This is a genomic window from Streptomyces alkaliterrae, assembly GCF_007097205.2.
Classification (GTDB): Bacteria; Actinomycetota; Actinomycetes; order Streptomycetales; family Streptomycetaceae; genus Streptomyces; species Streptomyces alkaliterrae.
Map to the genome: position 1 here is coordinate 19,016 of NZ_VJYK02000014.1, position 18,191 is coordinate 37,206.

Annotated in this window: 13 protein-coding genes, 1 pseudogene and 1 riboswitch; of the genes and pseudogenes, 10 read left to right on the plus strand and 4 right to left on the minus strand. The window is 72.6% G+C overall.

From position 1 onward, the window contains the following. The gene (locus FNX44_RS02670; RefSeq protein WP_143646285.1) at positions 1-1,092 is read left to right on the plus strand and encodes a CobW family GTP-binding protein; all 1,092 of its coding nucleotides are present in this window, start codon (positions 1-3) and stop codon (positions 1,090-1,092) included. A gap of 64 nt (positions 1,093-1,156) precedes the next feature. On the opposite strand, the gene FNX44_RS02675 is transcribed toward FNX44_RS02670, so the two are convergent. Further along, positions 1,157-3,601 (minus strand): DNA gyrase/topoisomerase IV subunit A, encoded by a 2,445-nt coding sequence (locus FNX44_RS02675; RefSeq protein ID WP_143646286.1) that lies wholly within the window; start codon positions 3,599-3,601, stop codon positions 1,157-1,159. 206 nt (positions 3,602-3,807) lie between these two features. Here FNX44_RS02675 and FNX44_RS02680 point away from each other — a divergent pair, with 206 nt between their 5' ends. The 4 genes from FNX44_RS02680 (at position 3,808) to FNX44_RS02695 (ending at position 8,788) form a co-directional block, all read left to right on the plus strand. After that, complete coding sequence (locus tag FNX44_RS02680) at positions 3,808-5,226, plus strand: M16 family metallopeptidase (RefSeq protein ID WP_143646287.1); 1,419 nt, start codon at positions 3,808-3,810, stop codon at positions 5,224-5,226. A gap of 17 nt (positions 5,227-5,243) precedes the next feature. Then, positions 5,244-6,614, plus strand: coding sequence for a M16 family metallopeptidase (locus tag FNX44_RS02685; RefSeq protein WP_143646299.1), 1,371 nt, complete (start codon positions 5,244-5,246; stop codon positions 6,612-6,614). A 223-nt stretch (positions 6,615-6,837) separates the two neighbouring features. Next, positions 6,838-6,985, plus strand: a riboswitch (cyclic di-AMP (ydaO/yuaA leader). Positions 6,986-6,996: 11 nt separating this feature from the next. Next, the gene (locus tag FNX44_RS02690; protein WP_143646288.1) at positions 6,997-7,860 is read left to right on the plus strand and encodes a M23 family metallopeptidase; all 864 of its coding nucleotides are present in this window, start codon (positions 6,997-6,999) and stop codon (positions 7,858-7,860) included. A gap of 244 nt (positions 7,861-8,104) precedes the next feature. Beyond that, positions 8,105-8,788, plus strand: coding sequence for a GntR family transcriptional regulator (locus tag FNX44_RS02695; RefSeq protein ID WP_143646289.1), 684 nt, complete (start codon positions 8,105-8,107; stop codon positions 8,786-8,788). 214 nt (positions 8,789-9,002) lie between these two features. Here FNX44_RS02695 and FNX44_RS02700 read toward each other — a convergent pair. Next, a pseudogene (locus FNX44_RS02700) lies at positions 9,003-9,212 on the minus strand (HPr family phosphocarrier protein); the annotation flags it as partial. A 27-nt stretch (positions 9,213-9,239) separates the two neighbouring features. On the opposite strand from FNX44_RS02700, the gene FNX44_RS02705 reads away from it, so the two are divergent. The 4 genes from FNX44_RS02705 (at position 9,240) to FNX44_RS02720 (ending at position 14,637) form a co-directional block, all read left to right on the plus strand. Next, positions 9,240-11,963: a bifunctional acetate--CoA ligase family protein/GNAT family N-acetyltransferase gene (locus tag FNX44_RS02705; protein WP_143646291.1), complete on the plus strand. Its 2,724-nt coding sequence runs from the start codon at positions 9,240-9,242 to the stop codon at positions 11,961-11,963. Between the two features lie 102 nt (positions 11,964-12,065). Further along, positions 12,066-12,674, plus strand: coding sequence for a DUF5998 family protein (locus FNX44_RS02710; protein ID WP_143646292.1), 609 nt, complete (start codon positions 12,066-12,068; stop codon positions 12,672-12,674). Further along, positions 12,671-13,873, plus strand: a complete 1,203-nt coding sequence (locus tag FNX44_RS02715) for an alkaline phosphatase family protein (protein ID WP_143646293.1) — start codon at positions 12,671-12,673, stop codon at positions 13,871-13,873. Before FNX44_RS02710 ends, FNX44_RS02715 begins: the two co-directional genes overlap by 4 nt. A gap of 86 nt (positions 13,874-13,959) precedes the next feature. Next, positions 13,960-14,637: a thymidine kinase gene (locus FNX44_RS02720; RefSeq protein ID WP_143646294.1), complete on the plus strand. Its 678-nt coding sequence runs from the start codon at positions 13,960-13,962 to the stop codon at positions 14,635-14,637. A 30-nt stretch (positions 14,638-14,667) separates the two neighbouring features. Here FNX44_RS02720 and FNX44_RS02725 read toward each other — a convergent pair whose 3' ends face one another. Then, entirely contained in the window at positions 14,668-15,483 is an 816-nt protein-coding gene (locus FNX44_RS02725; RefSeq protein WP_143646295.1) for a VOC family protein, read from the minus strand. Between the two features lie 267 nt (positions 15,484-15,750). Here FNX44_RS02725 and FNX44_RS02730 point away from each other — a divergent pair, with 267 nt between their 5' ends. Then, positions 15,751-16,578: a sulfurtransferase gene (locus FNX44_RS02730; protein ID WP_143646296.1), complete on the plus strand. Its 828-nt coding sequence runs from the start codon at positions 15,751-15,753 to the stop codon at positions 16,576-16,578. Between the two features lie 42 nt (positions 16,579-16,620). Here FNX44_RS02730 and sepH read toward each other — a convergent pair whose 3' ends face one another. Then, positions 16,621-17,670 carry a septation protein SepH gene (gene sepH / locus FNX44_RS02735; protein ID WP_143646297.1) on the minus strand — a complete coding sequence of 350 codons (1,050 nt, stop codon included), beginning with the start codon at positions 17,668-17,670 and terminating at the stop codon, positions 16,621-16,623. Positions 17,671-18,191 lie beyond the last annotated feature (521 nt).

Sequence of the window (18,191 nt, forward strand, 5' to 3'; positions counted from 1 at the left end):
TTGCGCACCCGGCCGATCCCGGTCATCGTCATCGCCGGCTTCCTCGGATCGGGGAAGACGACGCTGCTCAACCACCTCCTGCGGAACCGGGACGGCGTGCGCATCGGCGCGATCGTCAACGACTTCGGCGGCATCGAGATCGACGCCATGGCGGTCGCCGGCCAGGTCGACTCGATGGTCTCGTTGGGCGACGGCTGCCTCTGCTGCGCGGTGGACACCGACGACCTGGACGAGGTGCTCGACAAGCTTGCCCGGCCGTCGGCAGGCATCGATCTGATCGTGATCGAGGCGAGCGGACTGGCCGAACCGGAGACGTTGATCCGCATGCTGCTGGCGAGCCGGGACCGGCGCATCGTCTACGGCGGCCTGCTGGAGGTCGTCGACGCGGCGGAGTTCGAGGCGACCCGGGCACGCCACCCGGAACTGGACCGCCATCTGCGGGTCGCCGACCTCATCGTGCTCAACAAGACGGACCGGGTGGTCGACGAGCGCCGTCAGGCGCTGCTCGCGGAGATCAGCACGCTGGCGCCGAGGACTCCCGCCGTGGCCGCCGCGCACGGTCGTGTCGACCCGGGCCTGTTCTTCGACCGCGACGGCGAGGCGGCGGAGAGGGACGGCATCCGGCAGTTGTCCTTCGAGGACCTGCTCCGGGAGACCCGGGAGGAGGACGACGGCCACGAGCACGCGCACACCGTCTACCAGAGCGTCGAGTTCGTGAGCGAGCGGCCGCTCAGCCCCCGCCGCTTCATGGCGTTCCTGGACCGCAGACCCGCCGGCCTCTACCGGGTGAAGGGGATCGTCCGCTTCGCCGGAACCGGTGAGGCCCAGCGCTGGCCGGTGCACGCGGTCGGCGGCTTCCTGCGCTTCTACCCCGAGCCGTGGGGAGCGGGGGAGGAGCGTCGCACCCAACTGGTCTTGATCGGCACCGGGCTGGACGTCGAGGCGGTGCGCGGCGAGTTGGCCGGATGCGTCGACCCCGGCGGCGCCGAGGAGCGTGACGAGAGCGCCCTGTGGGGCGTACTGCGCTATGTCGACGAGCCGGAGCCCGAGCCGGAGCCCGAGCCGGACGACTACCGGACACCGTCGCTCTGACAGACGCCCTCGGGCCGTGCTCCGCACCGGCGGAACACGGCCCGAGGGGTGGTCGCCTCGCCGCCTACAGGGCGCCGGCCACTACCGCGACCTGCTTCTTCATCGGGCTGCCGGACCCGTCCCGCCGGGGGTCGGGCTCGGGCAGGTCGACCGGGGCACCGGCCTTGGTGGCGGCCCGGGCGGGCAGCGCGCCGGCCCAGGCGAAGACCAGGCAGTCCTCGCCCTTGAGCAGCCGCTGACACCGGACCCCGCCGGTGGCCCGGCCCTTGCGCGGGTACTGGTCGAACGGCGTCAGCTTGGCGGTGGTCGCGGCGGCGCCGGTGAGCGTGCCGCGGCTTCCTGCGAGGGTGAAGACCCCCGCGTCGGCGGCGGGGTCGACGGCGCCGAAGAAGATCACCTTGGCCGAGTCGCCCAGTTTCACGCCTGCCACACCGCCGGCCGGCCGGCCCTGCGGCCGCACCTGCGAGGCCTGGTAGCGCAGCAGCTGGGCCTCGTCGGTGACGAAGACCAGGTCCTCCTCTCCGGTGCGCAACTCGACGGCGCCGACGATCCGGTCGCCCTCCTTGAGCGTGATGACCTCCAACTCGTCCTTGTTCGCCGGATAGTCCGGCACGACCCGTTTGACGACGCCCTGTTCGGTACCGAGCGCGAGGCCGGGGGAGGACTCGTCGAGCGTGGTCAGACACAGCAGCCGCTCGTCCTCGGCGAGCGTCAGGAACTCCGACACCTCGGCGCCGCCTGCCACGCTCGGCAGCGCGGCGGCGGAGAGCTGCGGCAGGTCGACCACCGGTACCCGCAGCAGACGCCCGGCTGAGGTCACCGCGCCGACCTCGCCCCTGGTGGTGGCGGGCACCGCGGAGGCGATCACGTCGTGCTTGGCCCGGCCGCCGCCGGCCGACGGCTCGGCCTCGCCGTCGACACGCCCGAGCAGCCCGGTCGTGGAGAGCAGCACCCGGCAGGGCGCGTCCTCGACCTCCAGCGGCACCGCGGCCACCGGGCTGTCGGCGGACTCCAGCAGCACCGTGCGGCGGGGAGTGGAGTACTTCTTGGCCACCGCCGCCAGCTCGGAGCTGACCAGCTTCCGCAGCTCGGCGTCCGACTCCAGGATGCGGGTCAGCTCCTCGATCTCCTCACCGAGCCGGTCGCGTTCGGCTTCCAGCTCCAGCCGGTCGAAGCGGGTGAGCCGCCGCAGCGGGGTGTCGAGGATGTACTGCGTCTGCACCTCGGAGAGCTGGAAGCGTGTCATCAGGCTCTGCTTGGCGGCGGCGGCGTTCTCGCTGCCGCGGATGAGGCTGATGACCTCGTCGATGTCGATCAGCGCGACCAGCAGGCCCTCCACGAGGTGCAGCCGGTCGGCGCGCTTGCTCCGGCGGAAGGAGCTGCGCCTGCGGACCACCTCGAAGCGGTGGTCGACGTAGACCTCCAGCAGCTCCCTGAGGCCGAGCGTCAGCGGCTGGCCGTCCACCAGGGCCACGTTGTTGATGCCGAAGGACTCCTCCATCGGCGTCAACTTGTAGAGCTGCTCCAGCACCGCCTCGGGATGGAAGCCGTTCTTGATCTCGATGACCAGCCGCAGCCCGTGAGCCCGGTCCGTGAGGTCCTTGACGTCGGAGATGCCCTGGAGTTTCTTGGCGTTGACGAGGTCCTTGATCTTGGAGATGACCTTCTCGGGGCCGACGGTGAAGGGCAGTTCCGTGACGACGATGCCCTTGCGGCGCGCGCTGACCTGCTCCACCGACGCGGTGGCGCGGATCCGGAACGTGCCGCGCCCCTTGGCGTAGGCGTCCCGGACGCCGGAGAGCCCGACGATCTGACCGCCGGTGGGCAGGTCGGGGCCCGGTACGTGGCGCATCAGCGTCTCGAGGTCGGCGCCCGGGTGCTTGATGAGGTGCCGGGCGGCGGCGATGACCTCGCCCAGGTTGTGCGGCGGCATGTTGGTGGCCATGCCGACGGCGATCCCGGAGGCGCCGTTGACGAGCAGGTTGGGGTAGGCGGCGGGCAGCGCCACCGGCTCCTGCTCGCTGCCGTCGTAGTTCGGCGCGAAGTCGACGGTGTCCTCTTCGATGGACTCGACCATCAGCCCGGCGGCCGGTGCCGTGCGGCACTCGGTGTACCGCATGGCGGCCGGCGGGTCGTCGTTGCCGAGTGAGCCGAAGTTGCCGTGGCCGTCGACCAGCGGCAGCCGCATCGAGAAGGGCTGCGCCATCCGGACCAGGGCGTCGTAGATCGCGCTGTCGCCGTGCGGGTGGAGCTTGCCCATCACCTCGCCGACGACGCGGGCGCACTTGACGTGCGGCCGCTCCGGTCGCAGGCCCATCTCGTGCATCTGGTAGAGGATGCGGCGGTGTACCGGCTTCATCCCGTCGCGGGCGTCGGGCAGCGCACGCGAGTAGATCACCGAGTAGGCGTACTCAAGGAAGGACCCCTGCATCTCGTCGACGACGTCGATGTCGAGGATGCGCTCCTCGAACGGCTCCGGCGGCGGGGTCTTCGTACTGCGGCGGGCCATCGTGGCTGCGGCTCCTTCGGATCCGTAACTGCGGCGGGGTCGGTCGCCGACCATTGTGGACCCACCCGCCGACAGCCCGGCGCCCGACCCACTCGGCGCGCGCCGTCAACCCGGCGGCGGGAGCCCCCGGGAACTTGGCGGGCGGGCCGCGCGGTTGCATAGAGTGACAGCATCCGCCTGTCGCCAACCGAAGGGACGCTCCGCCCATGGGTCACACGGCCACACCTCCATCGGCCACAGGAGGGCTGACGGCCACCGAACACCGGTTGTCCAACGGCCTGCGTGTGGTGCTCTCCGAGGACCACCAGACGCCGGTGGCAGCGGTATGTCTGTGGTACGACGTCGGTTCACGCCACGAGGTGAAGGGCCGCACCGGACTGGCCCACCTCTTCGAGCACCTGATGTTCCAGGGGTCCGCCCAGGTCCCCGGCAACGGCCACTTCGAGCTCGTCCAGGGCGCCGGCGGCTCGCTCAACGGCACCACGAGCTTCGAGCGCACCAACTACTTCGAGACGATGCCGGCCCACCAGCTCGAGCTGGCGCTGTGGTTGGAGGCGGACCGGATGGGTTCGCTGCTCGCCGCGCTCGACGAGGAGTCGCTGGAGAACCAGCGCGACGTGGTGAAGAACGAGCGCCGCCAGCGCTATGACAACGTGCCCTACGGCACGGCGTTCGAGAAGCTGACCGCGATGGTCTTCCCCGACGGCCACCCCTACCACCACACCCCGATCGGTTCGATGGCCGATCTGGACGCCGCGTCGCTCGAGGACGCGCGCGCTTTCTTCCGCACCTACTACGCGCCGAACAACGCGGTGCTCGCGGTCGTCGGCGACATCGACCCCGAGAAGACGCTGGCCTGGGTGGAGAAGTACTTCGGTTCGATCCCCGGGCACGACGGCAAGCAGCCGCCGCGCGACGGCGCCCTGCCGGAGGCGATCGGGGAGGAGCTGCGGCAGGTCGTACGCGAGGAGGTGCCCTCGCCCGCGCTGATGTCGGTCTACCGGCTGCCGCACGACGGCACCCGGCAGGCGGACGCCGCCGACCTGGCGCTGACGGTGCTCGGCGGCGGCGAGTCCAGCCGGCTGTACAACCGGCTGGTGCGTCGTGACCGGCTCGCGGTGACGGCCGGGTTCGGCATGCTGCGGCTGGCCGGCGCGCCCTCGATGGGCTGGCTGGACGTGAAGACCTCGGGTGACGCGCGGATCGCCGACATCGAGGCGGCCGTGGACGAGGAGCTGACCCGCTTCGCCGAGGAGGGCCCGACTCCGGAGGAGATGGAGCGCGCCCAGGCGCAGTTGGAGCGCGAATGGCTCGACAGACTGGCGACGGTCGGCGGCCGGGCTGACGAACTCTGCCGCTTCGCCGTGCTGTTCGGCGACCCGCAGCTGGCGCTGACCGCCGTCCAGCGCGTGTTGGAGGTCACCGCGGAGGAGGTCCGGGAGGTCGCCGCGGCCCGGCTGCGGCCCGACAATCGGGCCGTGCTGGTCTACGAGCCGACGGGGCCGGAGCAGCCGCTGGCCGAACCGGGCTCGGCCGAGGAGTCGGAGCCGGTCGAGGCCGCGACAGTGGAGTCCGTGCCGTCGGCGCGGGCCGGGCAGGACGCGCAGGAAGGTAGCGAGAAGTGAGCGACGTCGTCCCCGCGATGGACTTCCATCCTCAGCCCACCGCCGGGCAGCCCCGGCCGTGGGACTTCCCCGCGCCCGAGCGCGGTGCCCTGGCCAACGGGCTGACCGTACTGCGCAGGCACCGCCCCGGCCAGCGGGTCATCGCCGTCGAGGTGTGTGTGAACGCGCCGCTGGAGGCGGAGCCCGCCGGTCTGGACGGCGTGGCCACGATCATGGCGCGGGCGCTCTCTGAGGGCACGGACAAGCACACGGCCGAGGAGTTCGCCGCCGAGTTGGAGAGGTGCGGCGCCACGCTCGACGCGCACGCCGACCACCCCGGGGTCCGGGTCTCGCTCGAGGTGCCCGCGTCCCGGCTGCGGCCGGCCCTCGGGCTGCTCGCGGACGCCCTGCGCGCGCCGGCCTTCCCGGACGCCGAGGTCGAGCGCCTGGTGCGCAACAGGCTCGACGAGATCCCGCACGAGCTGGCCAATCCGGCCAGGCGCGCGGCGATCGCGCTGTCCGGGACGCTCTTCCCGGCCGGCACCCGGGTCTCCCGGCCCCGCCAGGGCACCGCCGAGACGGTGGAGCGGATCGACGCGGCCTCGGTGCGCGCCTTCTACGAGGCGCACGTGCGTCCGGCGACCTCCACGCTGGTGATCGTCGGCGACTTCACCGGAATCGACGTGGACGCCGCCCTGACGGACACGGTCGGCGCGTGGACGGGCGCCCCCGCCCGGCCGTTCCAGGTGACGCCGATCACCGCCGACGACACCGGCCGGGTGGTCATCGTCGACCGCCCGGGGGCCGTGCAGACCCAGCTACACATCGGCCGGATCGGCCCGGACCGGCACGACCGGGTCTGGCCGGCCCAGCTGCTGGGCGTGTACTGCCTCGGTGGCACGCTGACCTCGCGGCTCGACCGGGTGCTCCGGGAGGAGAAGGGCTACACCTACGGTGTCCGCGCCTACGGCCACGTGCTGCGCTCGGCGCCGGACGGCAGCGGCGCGGCCCTGCTGGTCATCTCCGGCTCGGTGGCCACGGAGGTCACCGGCCCCGCGCTGACCGACCTGTGGCAGGTGCTGCGCACGGTCGCCGACGGGGGGCTGACCGACGAGGAGCGTGACTTCGCCGTGCAGAACCTGGTGGGCGTGGCGCCGCTGCGCTACGAGACGGCGGCCGCGGTCGCGAACACCCTCGCCGACCAGGTCGAGCAGCAGCTCCCGGACGACTACCAGGCCGGCATGTACGCGCGGCTCGCCGACACGGGCACGGTGGAGGCCACCGCCGCGGCCGTCAGCGCCTTCCCGGCCGACCGGCTGGTGACGGTCCTGGTGGGTGACGCGGAGAAGATCGCCGAGGAGGTGCGTGGGCTCGGCATCGGCGAGGTGACGGTCCTCTCCGGCCAGTAGCGCCCCACCGCCGGGCTTGCCGAGCCCGGTGACGTATTCCCCCAGGTCCCCTGGTTGTGGCTGGTCCCACAACCAGGGGACCTACTATGTCCGATTCGTCACCTCTGTGGGGGCCTTTGATGTGGCCTGTGCGACAAATGGCCGGATCTGTTTGCCGCACCCCAGATGTCCCGTTTAGCTTCGGTGGTCGCTGTACGTCTGAAGTGCCCGCAACCGCGGCCGACGTGCGCAATCGCCGAGTCCCCGCGTTGGGGGAGCCGGGGACCCACATGAAGTCCTTGGGGTGAATCGGGCCTGCCCAGGCGTGCCCGTAGGAGACCTTCCTGCTCCGAACCCGTCAGCTAACCCGGTAGGCGAGAAGGAAGGAAAGGAGCACGCCTGCATGGCGTTCACCCGTGCCCTCGCCAAGTACCGTCCCACCCGCCGTACCGCTCGTGGAGCCGGCGCCGCCGGCGCCGCACTCCTGGCGGCCGCCCTCGTGGGACCGCTGGCCAGCCCCGCGGCCGCCGTCGTCGCCGCCGCGGCCGGACACGAGACCGGACTGACCCAGGCGATGGCGGTCAGCGGACCGCTCGCCGAGCGCATAGGCCACCAGGCCGACAACCAGCAGCAGGCCGCCGACGCCAAGAAGGCCGCGGCCGCGAAGGCCGCCGCCGAGGCGAAGAAGGCGGCCCAGGCCAAGGCCGCGGCCGAGGCGAAGAAGGCCGCGGAGGCCAAGAAGGCCGCCGAGGCCCGCAAGGCGGAGGCCAAGCGCAAGGCGGAGGCCAAGCGCAAGGCGGACGACGAGCGTGCCGCCGCCAAGAAGCGCGCGGCCCGTAGCGCGCCGCGTGTCAGCCCCAACGCCTTCGTGAACCCGATCGCCGGCGGCAAGGTGACCACGCAGTACCGTTCCGGCGGCGCCATGTGGTCCTCCGGCAAGCACAGCGGCATCGACTTCGCCGCGCCCGCCGGCACGCCGGTCAAGTCCGTCGGCTCGGGCACCGTCGTCACCGCCGGCTGGGGCGGCGCCTACGGCAACAACGTGGTCATCCGGCACTCCGACGGCCGGTACACCCAGTACGGCCACCTGCTGTCGATGAGCGTGTCGGTCGGCCAGAAGGTCGGCTCCGGTCAGCAGATCGGCCGGGTCGGCTCCACCGGCAACTCCACCGGTCCGCACCTGCACTTCGAGGCCCGGACCGCCCCCGGCTACGGCGCCGACATCAACCCGCTTGCCTACCTGCGCGGCAAGGGCGTCGGCCTGTGACCCGCTGACCACCAGCACCACCCCCCACACAGAGGACCCCGGCGCTCCGCGCCGGGGTCCTCGGCTGTTTCGCCGTGCCCGCTCCGGCCGGCTCTCGCCGGACGGTTCTCGTCAAACACGCGGCGGCCGGTTTGTCGACGGTTTTCCGCCTGCTTTCCACGCGCCATCGGAAATCCGCCGCCGGTGGCATACAGTTCCTCTCAGCGAGCTTCCAGAACACGGGGGAAAGGCCGGAGGATCGAGTATGCGAATTTCCGCGCACACGGTGTGCACAGCGGTACGGGACGACATCGTCTCCGGTGTGTTCCCGCCGGGCGCGCGGCTGGCCGAGGAGCAGCTCGCCCGCCGGTACGGCGTTTCCCGGGTGCCGGTGCGGGAGGCGCTGCGCACGTTGGAGTCGGAGGGTTTTGTCACCACCCGGCGGCACGCCGGGGCGTGTGTGGCCGAGCCCACCGAGCAGGAGGTCGCCGACCTGCTCGAGATCCGCGCCCTGCTGGAGCCGCTGGGTGCCGCGCGGGCGGCGCAGCGCCGCACCGACGCGCATCTGAAGGTGCTGCGCGGACTGGTGCGGCTGGGGCGGCAGCGCGCGGTCGGCGGCCAGGTCTCCGACCTGCGTGCGCTGGGGGACTGGTTCCACGAGACGTTGGCGCAGGCCAGTGGCAGCAGCAGCCTGGCCACGCTGCTCGTCCAGCTGCGCCGCAAGGTGGTGTGGATGTACGCCGTGGACGACGTCCTGCCGTCGCAGGCGCAGGCCGTCTGGCAGGAGCACGGGGCGATCGTCGACGCCGTGGCGCGGCGCGACGCGGAGCGGGCCAGGGCCCTGGTGGTCGACCATCTGGAGCGCATGGCGCCCGCCCGTCGCCGACCGCGGCCGACGCTCGTGAGGAATCCGAAACGTGCTGTAAACACGTCGCGCGCCCGCGGTTAACACGGGCCGTATACAAAGGTTGTGGGCATTCGGGGGAGTGCGGCGAGGGGGAGACTTCTTGAATTGCCACGGGAAATAATTCTCCCGGGTCCGGCCACGGCTGCGTGAATACTGATTCGGGAATCCCGCTGCCGTGCTTCTCGGGGGAACGGAAAGAGGCGGCGGAGTGTCACCACTCCACCGCCTCCGCCGCCTCGGCGTGGCCGCCGTCGACTCAGACCGTCTCCGGCAGCTCCTCCAGGCCCTCCTCGACCAGCTTGGCCAGCCGGTCGAGCGCCGCGTCCGCGTTCTCGGCCTCCGACGCCAGGACGATCTCCTCGCCGCCCTCGGCGCCCAGGCCGAGCACGGCCAGCATGGACGCGGCGTTGACCGGGTTGCCGCCGCTCTTGGCGATGGTGACCGGAACCCCGGCGGCGGTGCGGATCAGTCGGAACGCCTTACGCTTGGGCCCATGCACCGGCCCACCGAGCGCGCCTACCCCACCCACTGGGAAGCAGACGTCGTGCTGCGGGACGGCGGCACCGCCCTGATCAGGCCCATCACGCCCGACGACGCGGGACGCCTGGTCAGCTTCTACGAGCAGGTGTCGGACCAGTCGAAGTACTACCGCTTCTTCGCCCCCTACCCGCGGCTGTCCGACCGCGACGTACGCCGCTTCACCCACCACGACTACGTGGACCGGGTCGGCCTCGCCATGTTCGTGGGCGGCGAGATGATCGGCACCGTGCGCTACGACCGCATCGACTCCACCGGTCGACCGGCCTCGGCGCCTGCCGACAACGCCGAGGTCGCCTTCCTCGTCCAGGACGCCCACCAGGGCCGGGGCGTGGCGTCCAACCTGCTCGAGCACGTCGCCGCCTGCGCCAGGGAACGCGGCATCCGCCGCTTCACCGCCGAAGTGCTGCCCGCCAACACCAAGATGATCAAGGTGTTCACCGACTTCGGCTACTCCCAGAAGCGCAGCTTCGAGGACGGCTCGGTCCATCTGACGCTTGATCTGGAACCCACCGCCAAGTCGCTCGCCGTGATGCGGGCCCGTGAGCAGCGCGCCGAAGCCCGTTCGGTGCAACGGCTGCTGGCACCCGGGTCGGTGGTCGTCGTGGGGGCCGGCCGGCAGCCCGGCGGCGCCGGTCGTACGGTGCTGGACTCACTGCGTGCCCTCGACTTCCCCGGGGAGGTCTACGCGGTCAACAACCGGCTGCCGGAGGGCCGCCAGGAGATCGACGGAGTCCCCGCCTACCGCTCGGTCCTCGACATCCCCGGCGAGGTGGACCTGGTCGTCCTGGCCGTACCCGCCGCCGCGGTCGACCGGGTGGTCACCGAGTGCGGTGAACGGGCCGCCCAGGGGCTGGTCGTGCTGGCCGCCGACTTCGACAGGGAGCAGCAGCGCGAACTGGTCCGCAAGGCCCGTTCCTACGGGATGCGCGTCATCGGCCCGAACGCCTTCGGAGTCATCAACACCGCCCCCGCCGTCCGGCTCAACGCCACGCTCGCCGCCGAACGCCCCCGGCACGGCCGCGTCGGACTGTTCACCCAGTCCGGCGCGATCGGCGTGGCGCTGCTGGCCGGACTGCACCGGCAGGGCGGCGGCCTGTCCTCTTTCGTCTCCGCCGGCAACCGCGCCGACGTGTCCGGCAACGACGTCCTCCAGTACTGGGACGACGACCCCGACACCGACGTCGTCCTGATGTACCTGGAGTCCTTCGGCAACCCGCGCAAGTTCACCCGCCTCGCGCGGCGCACCGCCGAACGCAAGCCCGTCGTCGTGGTGCGCGGTGCCCGGCACAGCGGCAGCGCCCCGCCGCCCGGACACGCGGTACCGGTCAGCCGCACCCCCGACGCCACGGTCTCCGCACTGCTCCGTCAGGCCGGTGTGCTGCTCGTGGACACCGTCACCGAGCTCATCGACACCGGCATCCAACTCGCCTTCCAACCGCTGCCGTCCGGCCCGCGCATCGCCGTCCTCGGCAACGCGGAGTCGCTGGGACTGCTCACCTACGACGCCTGCCTGGCCCAGGGCCTGCGGCCGAGCCCCCCGGTGGACCTCACCACCGCGGCCACCCCGGAGGACTTCCGCGCCGCGCTCGCCGCCGCGCTGGCCGCCCCCGACACCGACGCCGTGGTGGTCACCGCCATCCCCTGGGTCGACGACCGGGCACCCGCCGAACTCGCCGACGCGCTCGCCGCCGCCTCGGCGGACGCCGCCAAGCCGGTCGCCGTCGCCCAGCTCGCCATCGAGGGCCTGGACGCCGCGCTCGGCGAACGGCGCATCCCCTCCTTCCCCGCGCCCGAACGCGCGGTCAAGGCACTCGCCGAGGCCGTGCGCTACGCCCAGTGGCGCCGGGACGCCGCCGACCCCGGCCGGGTGCCCGACTACGACGTCGACCGCTCGGCCGCCGCGACCCTGATCGACCGTGCCGTGGCAGATCGGCCGACCGGCGCCGCCACCACGTCCGGCGGTGAGCCGGACGGCACGGACCGCCCGCGCAGCCTGCCGCTGGACCCGGCCGCCACCGCCGAACTGCTCGGCCACTACGGCGTCGCCGTCCAACCGATGGCCGCCGCGCCCGACGCCGACAGCGCCGTCACCGCGGCCGCCCAGCTCGGCTATCCGGTCGCGCTGAAGACCACCGCACCCCACCTTCGCCATCGTGGCGACCTGGGCGGCGTACGGCTGGACCTCAACAGCGAGGCCGAGCTCCGCCGCGCCTACGCGGAACTCACCGAAACCCTCGGCGGCCCCGCGGAGCTGCGACCGGTCGTGCAGGCCATGGCGCCGCGCGGGGTGGACACCGTCGTGCGCGCCAGCTTCGACCCCGGAATCGGCACCGTCCTGTCCTTCGGCCTCGCCGGCACCCCGTCCGAACTGCTCGGCGACCTCTCCTACCGGCTGGTACCCGTCACCGACCGGGAGGCGGCCCGGCTCGTACGCGATCTGCGCACCGCGCCGATGCTCTTCGGGTGGCGCGGCTCGCAGCCCGTGGACAGCGCGGCCTTGGAGGAACTGCTGCTGCGGGTGTCGCTGCTCCTCGACGACCACCCGGAGATCGTCGCGCTGGAGCTGGAGCCGGTGGTCGTCGCCGCACACGGGCTGACCGTGCTCGACGCCGCCGTCCGACTGGCCCCGCCCCCGGTCACCACCGACCTCGGCCCGCGCCGGCTGTCCACCTACTGAGGCCCGCCACCCGGGAAACGGCGGCTGAGGGCGGCCGCCGCACCGGGCCCCACCCCCTTCCGGCCGTCCGTGCCGCGGCCTGCGGGGCCTTAGGATGGCCGCATGGCGAAGACCGGAACGACGACGCAGGGGCTGCGGGCGGCGATCGAGCGCAGCGGCTACTACCCGGCCCTGGTGGCCGAGGCGGTGGAGGCCGCGGTGGGCGGCGAGGCGGTCGTTTCGTACCTGGTGCACCAGGAGACGACCTTCGACGCCAACGAGGTCCGCCGACACGTCACCGTGCTCGCCCTCACCCCGACCCGCTTTGTCGTGAGCCACACCGACGAGCAGGCCGCCGACGGCACGTCCCCGGTCCCGTACGCCACCACGTCGACCGAGTCGGTGAAGATCTCCCGGATCTCCTCCGTGGTGCTCAGCCGTGTGGTGGCCAACCCCGAGTCCTACACCCCGGGCACGCTGCCCAGGGAGGTCGTGCTCACCATCGGTTGGGGCGCGGTGAGCCGCCTCGACCTCGAACCGGCCAACTGCGGCGACCCGAACTGCGACGCCGACCACGGCTACACCGGCTCCAGCACCGCCGACGACCTCTCGCTGCGGGTCAGCGAGGCCGGTGACGGCCCGGACACGGTCCGGCAGGCGCTCGCTTTCGCCAAGGCGCTCTCGGAGTCCACCATCGCCGCCGATCCGGCCACCCCGGCACCTCGCCGATGACCCGGCCCGCCACCGTCGAAGAGGCGCTGCCCGAACCGCTCGACCCCCGTACCGCGCCCGTGCCGCGCTACGGCCAGGCGTCGCTCGCCGACCTGCTCCCGGCCGTCCTCGCCGGCCAGGGCGTGCACGACGACCAACCCACGCGGCTGACCCTGGAGCCGGCCGACCGGGTCTGCGTCTTCCTCGTCGACGGCATGGGCTGGCAGGCGCTGCGCGACCATCCCGCCGAGGCGCCGTTCCTCACCTCGCTGCTGTCCGGCTCGGCCGGCGGCACCGGCGAGCCGATCACCGCGGGCTTCCCCTCCACCACGGCCACCTCGCTCGCCTCTGTCGGCACCGGCCTGGTTCCCGGCAAACACGGCCTGGCCGGCTACACCGTGCTCGACCCGGACGCCGGGCAGCTGATGAACCAGCTGCGCTGGCAGCCGTGGACCGATCCCTACCGCTGGCAGCCCTTCCCGACCGTCTTCCAGCGGGCCCAGAACGCCGGCATCGAGACCAGCCAGGTCTCCGCGCCGCACTTCCAGCACACCCCGCTCACCAAGATCGCGCTGTCCGGCGGCACCTTCCTCGGCCGGCTCTCCGGCGAGGAGCGCATGGACCTGGCCGCCGCCCGGCTGGCCGCCAGCGACCGGGCGCTCGTCTACACGTACTACGCCGACCTGGACGGCAACGGCCACCGCTACGGCGTGGACTCCGCCCACTGGCGGCAGCAGCTGCGCTACGTCGACGGTCTCGCCCGGCGTCTCGCCGAGCAGCTGCCGCCGCGTTCCGCGCTGTACGTGACCGCCGACCACGGCATGGTCGACGTGCCCGAAGGACCCGAGTCCCGGCTGGACTTCGACGAGGACTGGGAGCTGGGCGCGGGCGTCGCCCGGCTCGGCGGCGAGGGTCGCGCCCGGCACGTGTACGCGGTACCGGGGGCGACGGCCGACGTGTACGCCGTCTGGCGGGAGGTACTGGCCGACCAGGCGTGGGTGGCCACCAGGGACGAGGCGATCGAACTCGGCTGGTTCGGTCCGGCCGACGCGGTGGCCGACCGGGTCCGACCGCGTCTCGGCGACGTGGTCGTCGCCATGACCGGGAACGCCGCCATCATCGCCAGCCGCAACGAGCCGAACGAGTCCGCGCTGGTGGGCATGCACGGCTCGATGACACCGGCCGAACAGCTCGTGCCGCTGCTCCAGGTGCGTACCTGAGCAACCGCCCACCGCCACCGCCCACCGCGCCCACCGGCGACGTTCCGTCCAGAGCACACCGAGCACACAAAGGGGCCTACGCACGCATGCCAGAGCTGGCGTTCTTCAGCGGAACGATGGACTGCGGCAAGAGCACTCTCGCGTTGCAGATCCAGCACAACCGGTCGGCGCGCGGCCTCCAGGGGATGATCTTCACCCGCGACGACCGGGCCGGCGAGGGGAAACTCTCCTCCCGGCTGGGTCTGGTCACCGAGGCGGTCGAGACGGACGACCACTTCGACTTCCACGGGCACCTCGTACGCCACCTGACCGCCGGCGGGCGCACGGACTACGTCATCGCCGACGAGGCCCAGTTCCTCACGCCCGAGCAGGTCGACCAACTCGCCCGCGTGGTGGACGACCTGGGCATCGACGTGTTCGCCTTCGGCATCACCACCGACTTCCGCACCCGGCTGTTCCCCGGTTCGCAGCGGCTCATCGAGCTGGCCGACCGGGTGGAGGTCCTCCAGGTCGAGGCGCTGTGCTGGTGCGGGGCGCGGGCCACGCACAACGCGCGTACCGTCGGCGGGCAGATGGTCGTCGAGGGGGCGCAGGTGGTCGTCGGCGACGTACGGCGCCCGGCCGACGAGGTCGGCTACGAGGTGCTGTGCCGGCGGCACCATCGGCGGCGGCTGACGGCCGCCGCGGCCAGGGCGGGGGCGCTGTCCCCGGAGACGCTGCCGGTCGACCCGGCGCAGCAGCCCGTACCGGCCCCCCGCGGCTGACACCCGAGGGGCCGCGGGCGCGGGCCCGGGTCAGCGGTCGCGCAGCGGGCGTTCGACGGCGTCCCGCGGGTCCAGCATCTCGATGAGCGCGAACGGCGCGCCGTCCGGATCCGAGACCCGGGCGTAGCAGCCGTACGGCGAGTCGCGGGGTTCGCTGTGCACGCGCCCGCCGAGTTTGTCCACCATGCGCAGTGCGGACGTCAGTTCGCTGACCGCGAAGTAAGTCACCCACATCGAACCGCGGTCGAAGGGCAGCGCGCCCCCCACTCCCCGTACCCCGCACACCGGCCGACCGGCCAACAGGAACGTGCGATAGTCCGACTGCGACTGCGGCACCGACAGCCGTTCCACCTGGTAGCCGAAGACCGCCCGGTAGAAGGCTGTGACCATCATCGCCTCGGGCACGATGATCTCGTTCCACACCGGAGTACCGGGACGTCCGGCCGCCGGCTGCTCCGGCAGCGCGTCGGCCTGCCAGAGGCCGAACGAGGCGCCCGCCGGGTCGGCGGCGATCGCGACCCGGTCGCCCTGCCCGCTGTCCATCGGGCCGACGCCGACCGTGCCGCCGCAGTCCCGGATGAGGCCGGACGTCTCGTCCGCGTCGTCGGTCGCGAGGTAGGGCAGCCAGGCGGCCGGGAAGCCGTGGCCCTTCCGGATCTCGCCGAGGCCGGCGACGTCCAGCCCGTCGAGGTACGCCCTTACGTGCGGGCCGAGTTCCTGCTCCACGCGGCGGAACTGCCAGCCGAACAGCTCTCCGTAGAACTCCTCGCTCGCGCGCAGGTCACATGCCATCAGGCTCACCCAGCAGGGTGTGCCGGGAACGGGCCGGGCCACTGCCTCGGTCATCGCCGCTGTCTCCTCGTCGTGGCGGCTCTCGCCGCCGTCGTCGATCCCGGTCGAGTGCGCGGACGCCGTGCGGCGGCGCCCGCCGTGTGCTCGCAGTACCGATGCTCGCACTCTCCGCACGCGCCTGTCTCCGGCCGCGCCGGAGTTCTTCCCCTCCGGGCCGAGGGAATGCCGACGACCTTCCGCTCCCGAGTGCCTCGAGACTGGTTTTCCACAGGCCCGGCCGTCCTGCCCCCACGACCGGACCCACTGGGCGACAATGCCCGCATGACAGCCATCATGACCGCATCCGAACTGTTGAGCGAGCTGAGCGGCGAGACACCTCCGACGCTGCTGGACGTCCGCTACGAGATGGCGGGGCCGCCCGGCCGCGATCTCTACGAGGCCGGCCATCTGCCCGGCGCGGTCTTCGTCGACCTGGACGCCGAGTTGGCCGGCCGGCCGGGGCCCGCCGGCCGCCACCCGCTGCCCGACCCGGCGGACTTCGGCGCGGCGATGCGGCGCGCGGGCGTGCGGGCGGACCACCCCGTCGTGGTGTACGACGGCGGGAACGGCTGGGGCGCGGCCCGGGCCTGGTGGCTGCTGCGCTGGGCGGGCCACCCCGACGTACGGGTGCTCGACGGCGGCTTCGCGCGGTGGCGCGGCCCGGTCGGCACCGACGGGCCGCGGCCCGAGCCCGGCGACTTCACCCCCGAGCCGGGCGGCATGCGACTGCTGGACGCGGAGGGCGCCGCCGCGCTCGCCCGTCGCGGAGTACTGCTGGACGCCCGCACGGCCGAGCGCTACCGGGGGGAGACGGAGCCCATCGACCCGGTGGCGGGGCACATCCCGGGCGCGCTGAGCGCTCCGACCGGCGAGAACGTCGACGACGGCGGGCTGCTGCTGCCGGCCGACGAGCTGCGGGCGCGCTTCAAGCGGCTGGGCGCCGTGCCGGAGGCGGAGGTCGGGGTGTACTGCGGCTCCGGGGTCTCGGCGGCGCACCAGGTGTGGGCGCTGGCCGTCGTGGGGCTCAACGCGGCGCTGTACGTGGGTTCGTGGTCGGAGTGGGTGGCCGATCCGGCCCGCCCGGTGGCCACCGGCGCCGACCCGGGCTGATCCCGCGGCATGGTGGGTGGGGCCGCGGCCCCACCCACACGGCTAGTCCTGCTTCTTGCGGCGTGTGCCGAAGACGATCTCGTCCCAACTCGGCACGGCTGCGCGTCTACCGGGTCGTACGCCGTCGGCCTCGGCCTGGCGGTCGGTGTTGCCGGTGAGCCGGTCACGATGGCCGGCGACCGTGCGAGGCATGAGCACGTCCGCGTACGCGGAACCGGCACTGGCCGCCGGTGCCGGCGGCTCGACGACGGCGCCCTCCTCGTCCTCCTCGCGCTGCCCGTCGGTGGACTCGACGGCCGGTTCCGGTACGACCAGGTCACCCCGGAAGCTCGGTACGGCCTCCAGCAGGCTGGTCAGCGAGTCGCGCTCCTCGACCGGCTCGGTGCGTGCCGCCTCCGACCGGTCGGCCGCCCGGCCGTCGTCCCCGAGCCGTTCCTTGGGCAGCCGGGCGATGCGCGGAACGAACGGGTAGCTCGGCTCCGGGGTGTCGTCCGCCTCGCCGATCAGCCCGCGCGCCTCCTCGTCCAGCGCCTGCACCAGGCGGCGCGGCGGATCGTAGGACCAGCTGGCCGAGTGGGTCTCGCTGGCGACGCGGTACACCAGCAGCACCTCCCAGGTGCCATCGTCCCGACGCCAGGAGTCCCACTGGACGGTGTCCTTGTCTGCCCCGCGCATCAGCAACCGCTCCGAGACGGCGTCGCCGAGCGGCGGCCCGGAGTTCTCACCGGGTCGGCGGACGGGGGTCTTGCGGGCCCGCTCGGCCATGAAGGCGCGCTCGGCCAGCACCGGGCCCTCGAACCTGCGCACCCGGTCGACGGGGATGCCGGCGAGCTGCGCGACCTCCTCGGCGCTGGCGCCGGCTCTTATCCGCGCCTGGATGTCACGCGGGCGGAGGTGGCTCTCGACCTCGATCTCGATCTGACCGAGTCTGGCCCGGTCGTTGCGCACGGCGGCGCGCAGCCGTTCGTCGATGGGCAGCGTGTACTCGGAGTTGTCGGCAGCCTTGAGCACCAGCCGTGTGCCGTCGTTGCTGACCGCCACGACACGCAGTTCGGGCATGGGGACCTCCCGGGTGGTGCCTGCCGACGTCACGTGCGTCGCTGCTCCCGCTAGACGAGTGTGGCCTGCCCGGGTGCAGCCTGCCACAACCTTGCCGACTTGCCCGGCGTGTCGGGCCCGCGCCCCCTGTTGCCGTTATGGCACAGTTACCGGTTCGCCACTCAGGGTGACTGAATCGTGCTCGAGTGTCACGCTGTGCCACGCGAAGTCAACAAGGTCGAGGCCAGGTTCGCCACACTACTCCATTAGGGCCAGCTCGCGCGGCGGGCGCGCCGCTCAACTTCCTGTTTCCTCGGCGAGTTGACGCTTGTTGATCGTTTTGACCGCACTACCCGATTGGTGGTGGATCGTCGGTCGGTGCGAGCCGGGTCCGCTCCCCCCGGTTCCCGGGGGTGGCGATCTTCACAGAACCGGGCGAAGAGGAACTATCGCCTCCGCTCGGCGGTCCTTCCTCTGTGTGTGACCACCCGACGGGTGTGACCGAAGGAGCGCGACCCGAGGCGAGGCATGGAGAACAGGCGGACACCCCACCCGGCATCTGTCTCTTATACACA

Bases quoted from the DNA above. Each gene is read 5' to 3' on its own strand.
- FNX44_RS02730 (WP_143646296.1), top strand. From the start codon at position 15,751: ATGACAGCCATCATGACCGCATCCGAACTGTTGAGCGAGCTGAGCGGC.
- FNX44_RS02680 (WP_143646287.1), top strand. From the start codon at position 3,808: ATGGGTCACACGGCCACACCTCCATCGGCCACAGGAGGGCTGACGGCC.
- FNX44_RS02675 (WP_143646286.1), bottom strand. From the start codon at position 3,601: ATGGCCCGCCGCAGTACGAAGACCCCGCCGCCGGAGCCGTTCGAGGAG.
- FNX44_RS02705 (WP_143646291.1), top strand. From the start codon at position 9,240: ATGCACCGGCCCACCGAGCGCGCCTACCCCACCCACTGGGAAGCAGAC.
- FNX44_RS02725 (WP_143646295.1), bottom strand. From the start codon at position 15,483: ATGACCGAGGCAGTGGCCCGGCCCGTTCCCGGCACACCCTGCTGGGTG.
- FNX44_RS02720 (WP_143646294.1), top strand. From the start codon at position 13,960: ATGCCAGAGCTGGCGTTCTTCAGCGGAACGATGGACTGCGGCAAGAGC.
- FNX44_RS02710 (WP_143646292.1), top strand. From the start codon at position 12,066: ATGGCGAAGACCGGAACGACGACGCAGGGGCTGCGGGCGGCGATCGAG.
- FNX44_RS02695 (WP_143646289.1), top strand. From the start codon at position 8,105: ATGCGAATTTCCGCGCACACGGTGTGCACAGCGGTACGGGACGACATC.
- FNX44_RS02715 (WP_143646293.1), top strand. From the start codon at position 12,671: ATGACCCGGCCCGCCACCGTCGAAGAGGCGCTGCCCGAACCGCTCGAC.
- FNX44_RS02690 (WP_143646288.1), top strand. From the start codon at position 6,997: ATGGCGTTCACCCGTGCCCTCGCCAAGTACCGTCCCACCCGCCGTACC.
- FNX44_RS02685 (WP_143646299.1), top strand. From the start codon at position 5,244: ATGGACTTCCATCCTCAGCCCACCGCCGGGCAGCCCCGGCCGTGGGAC.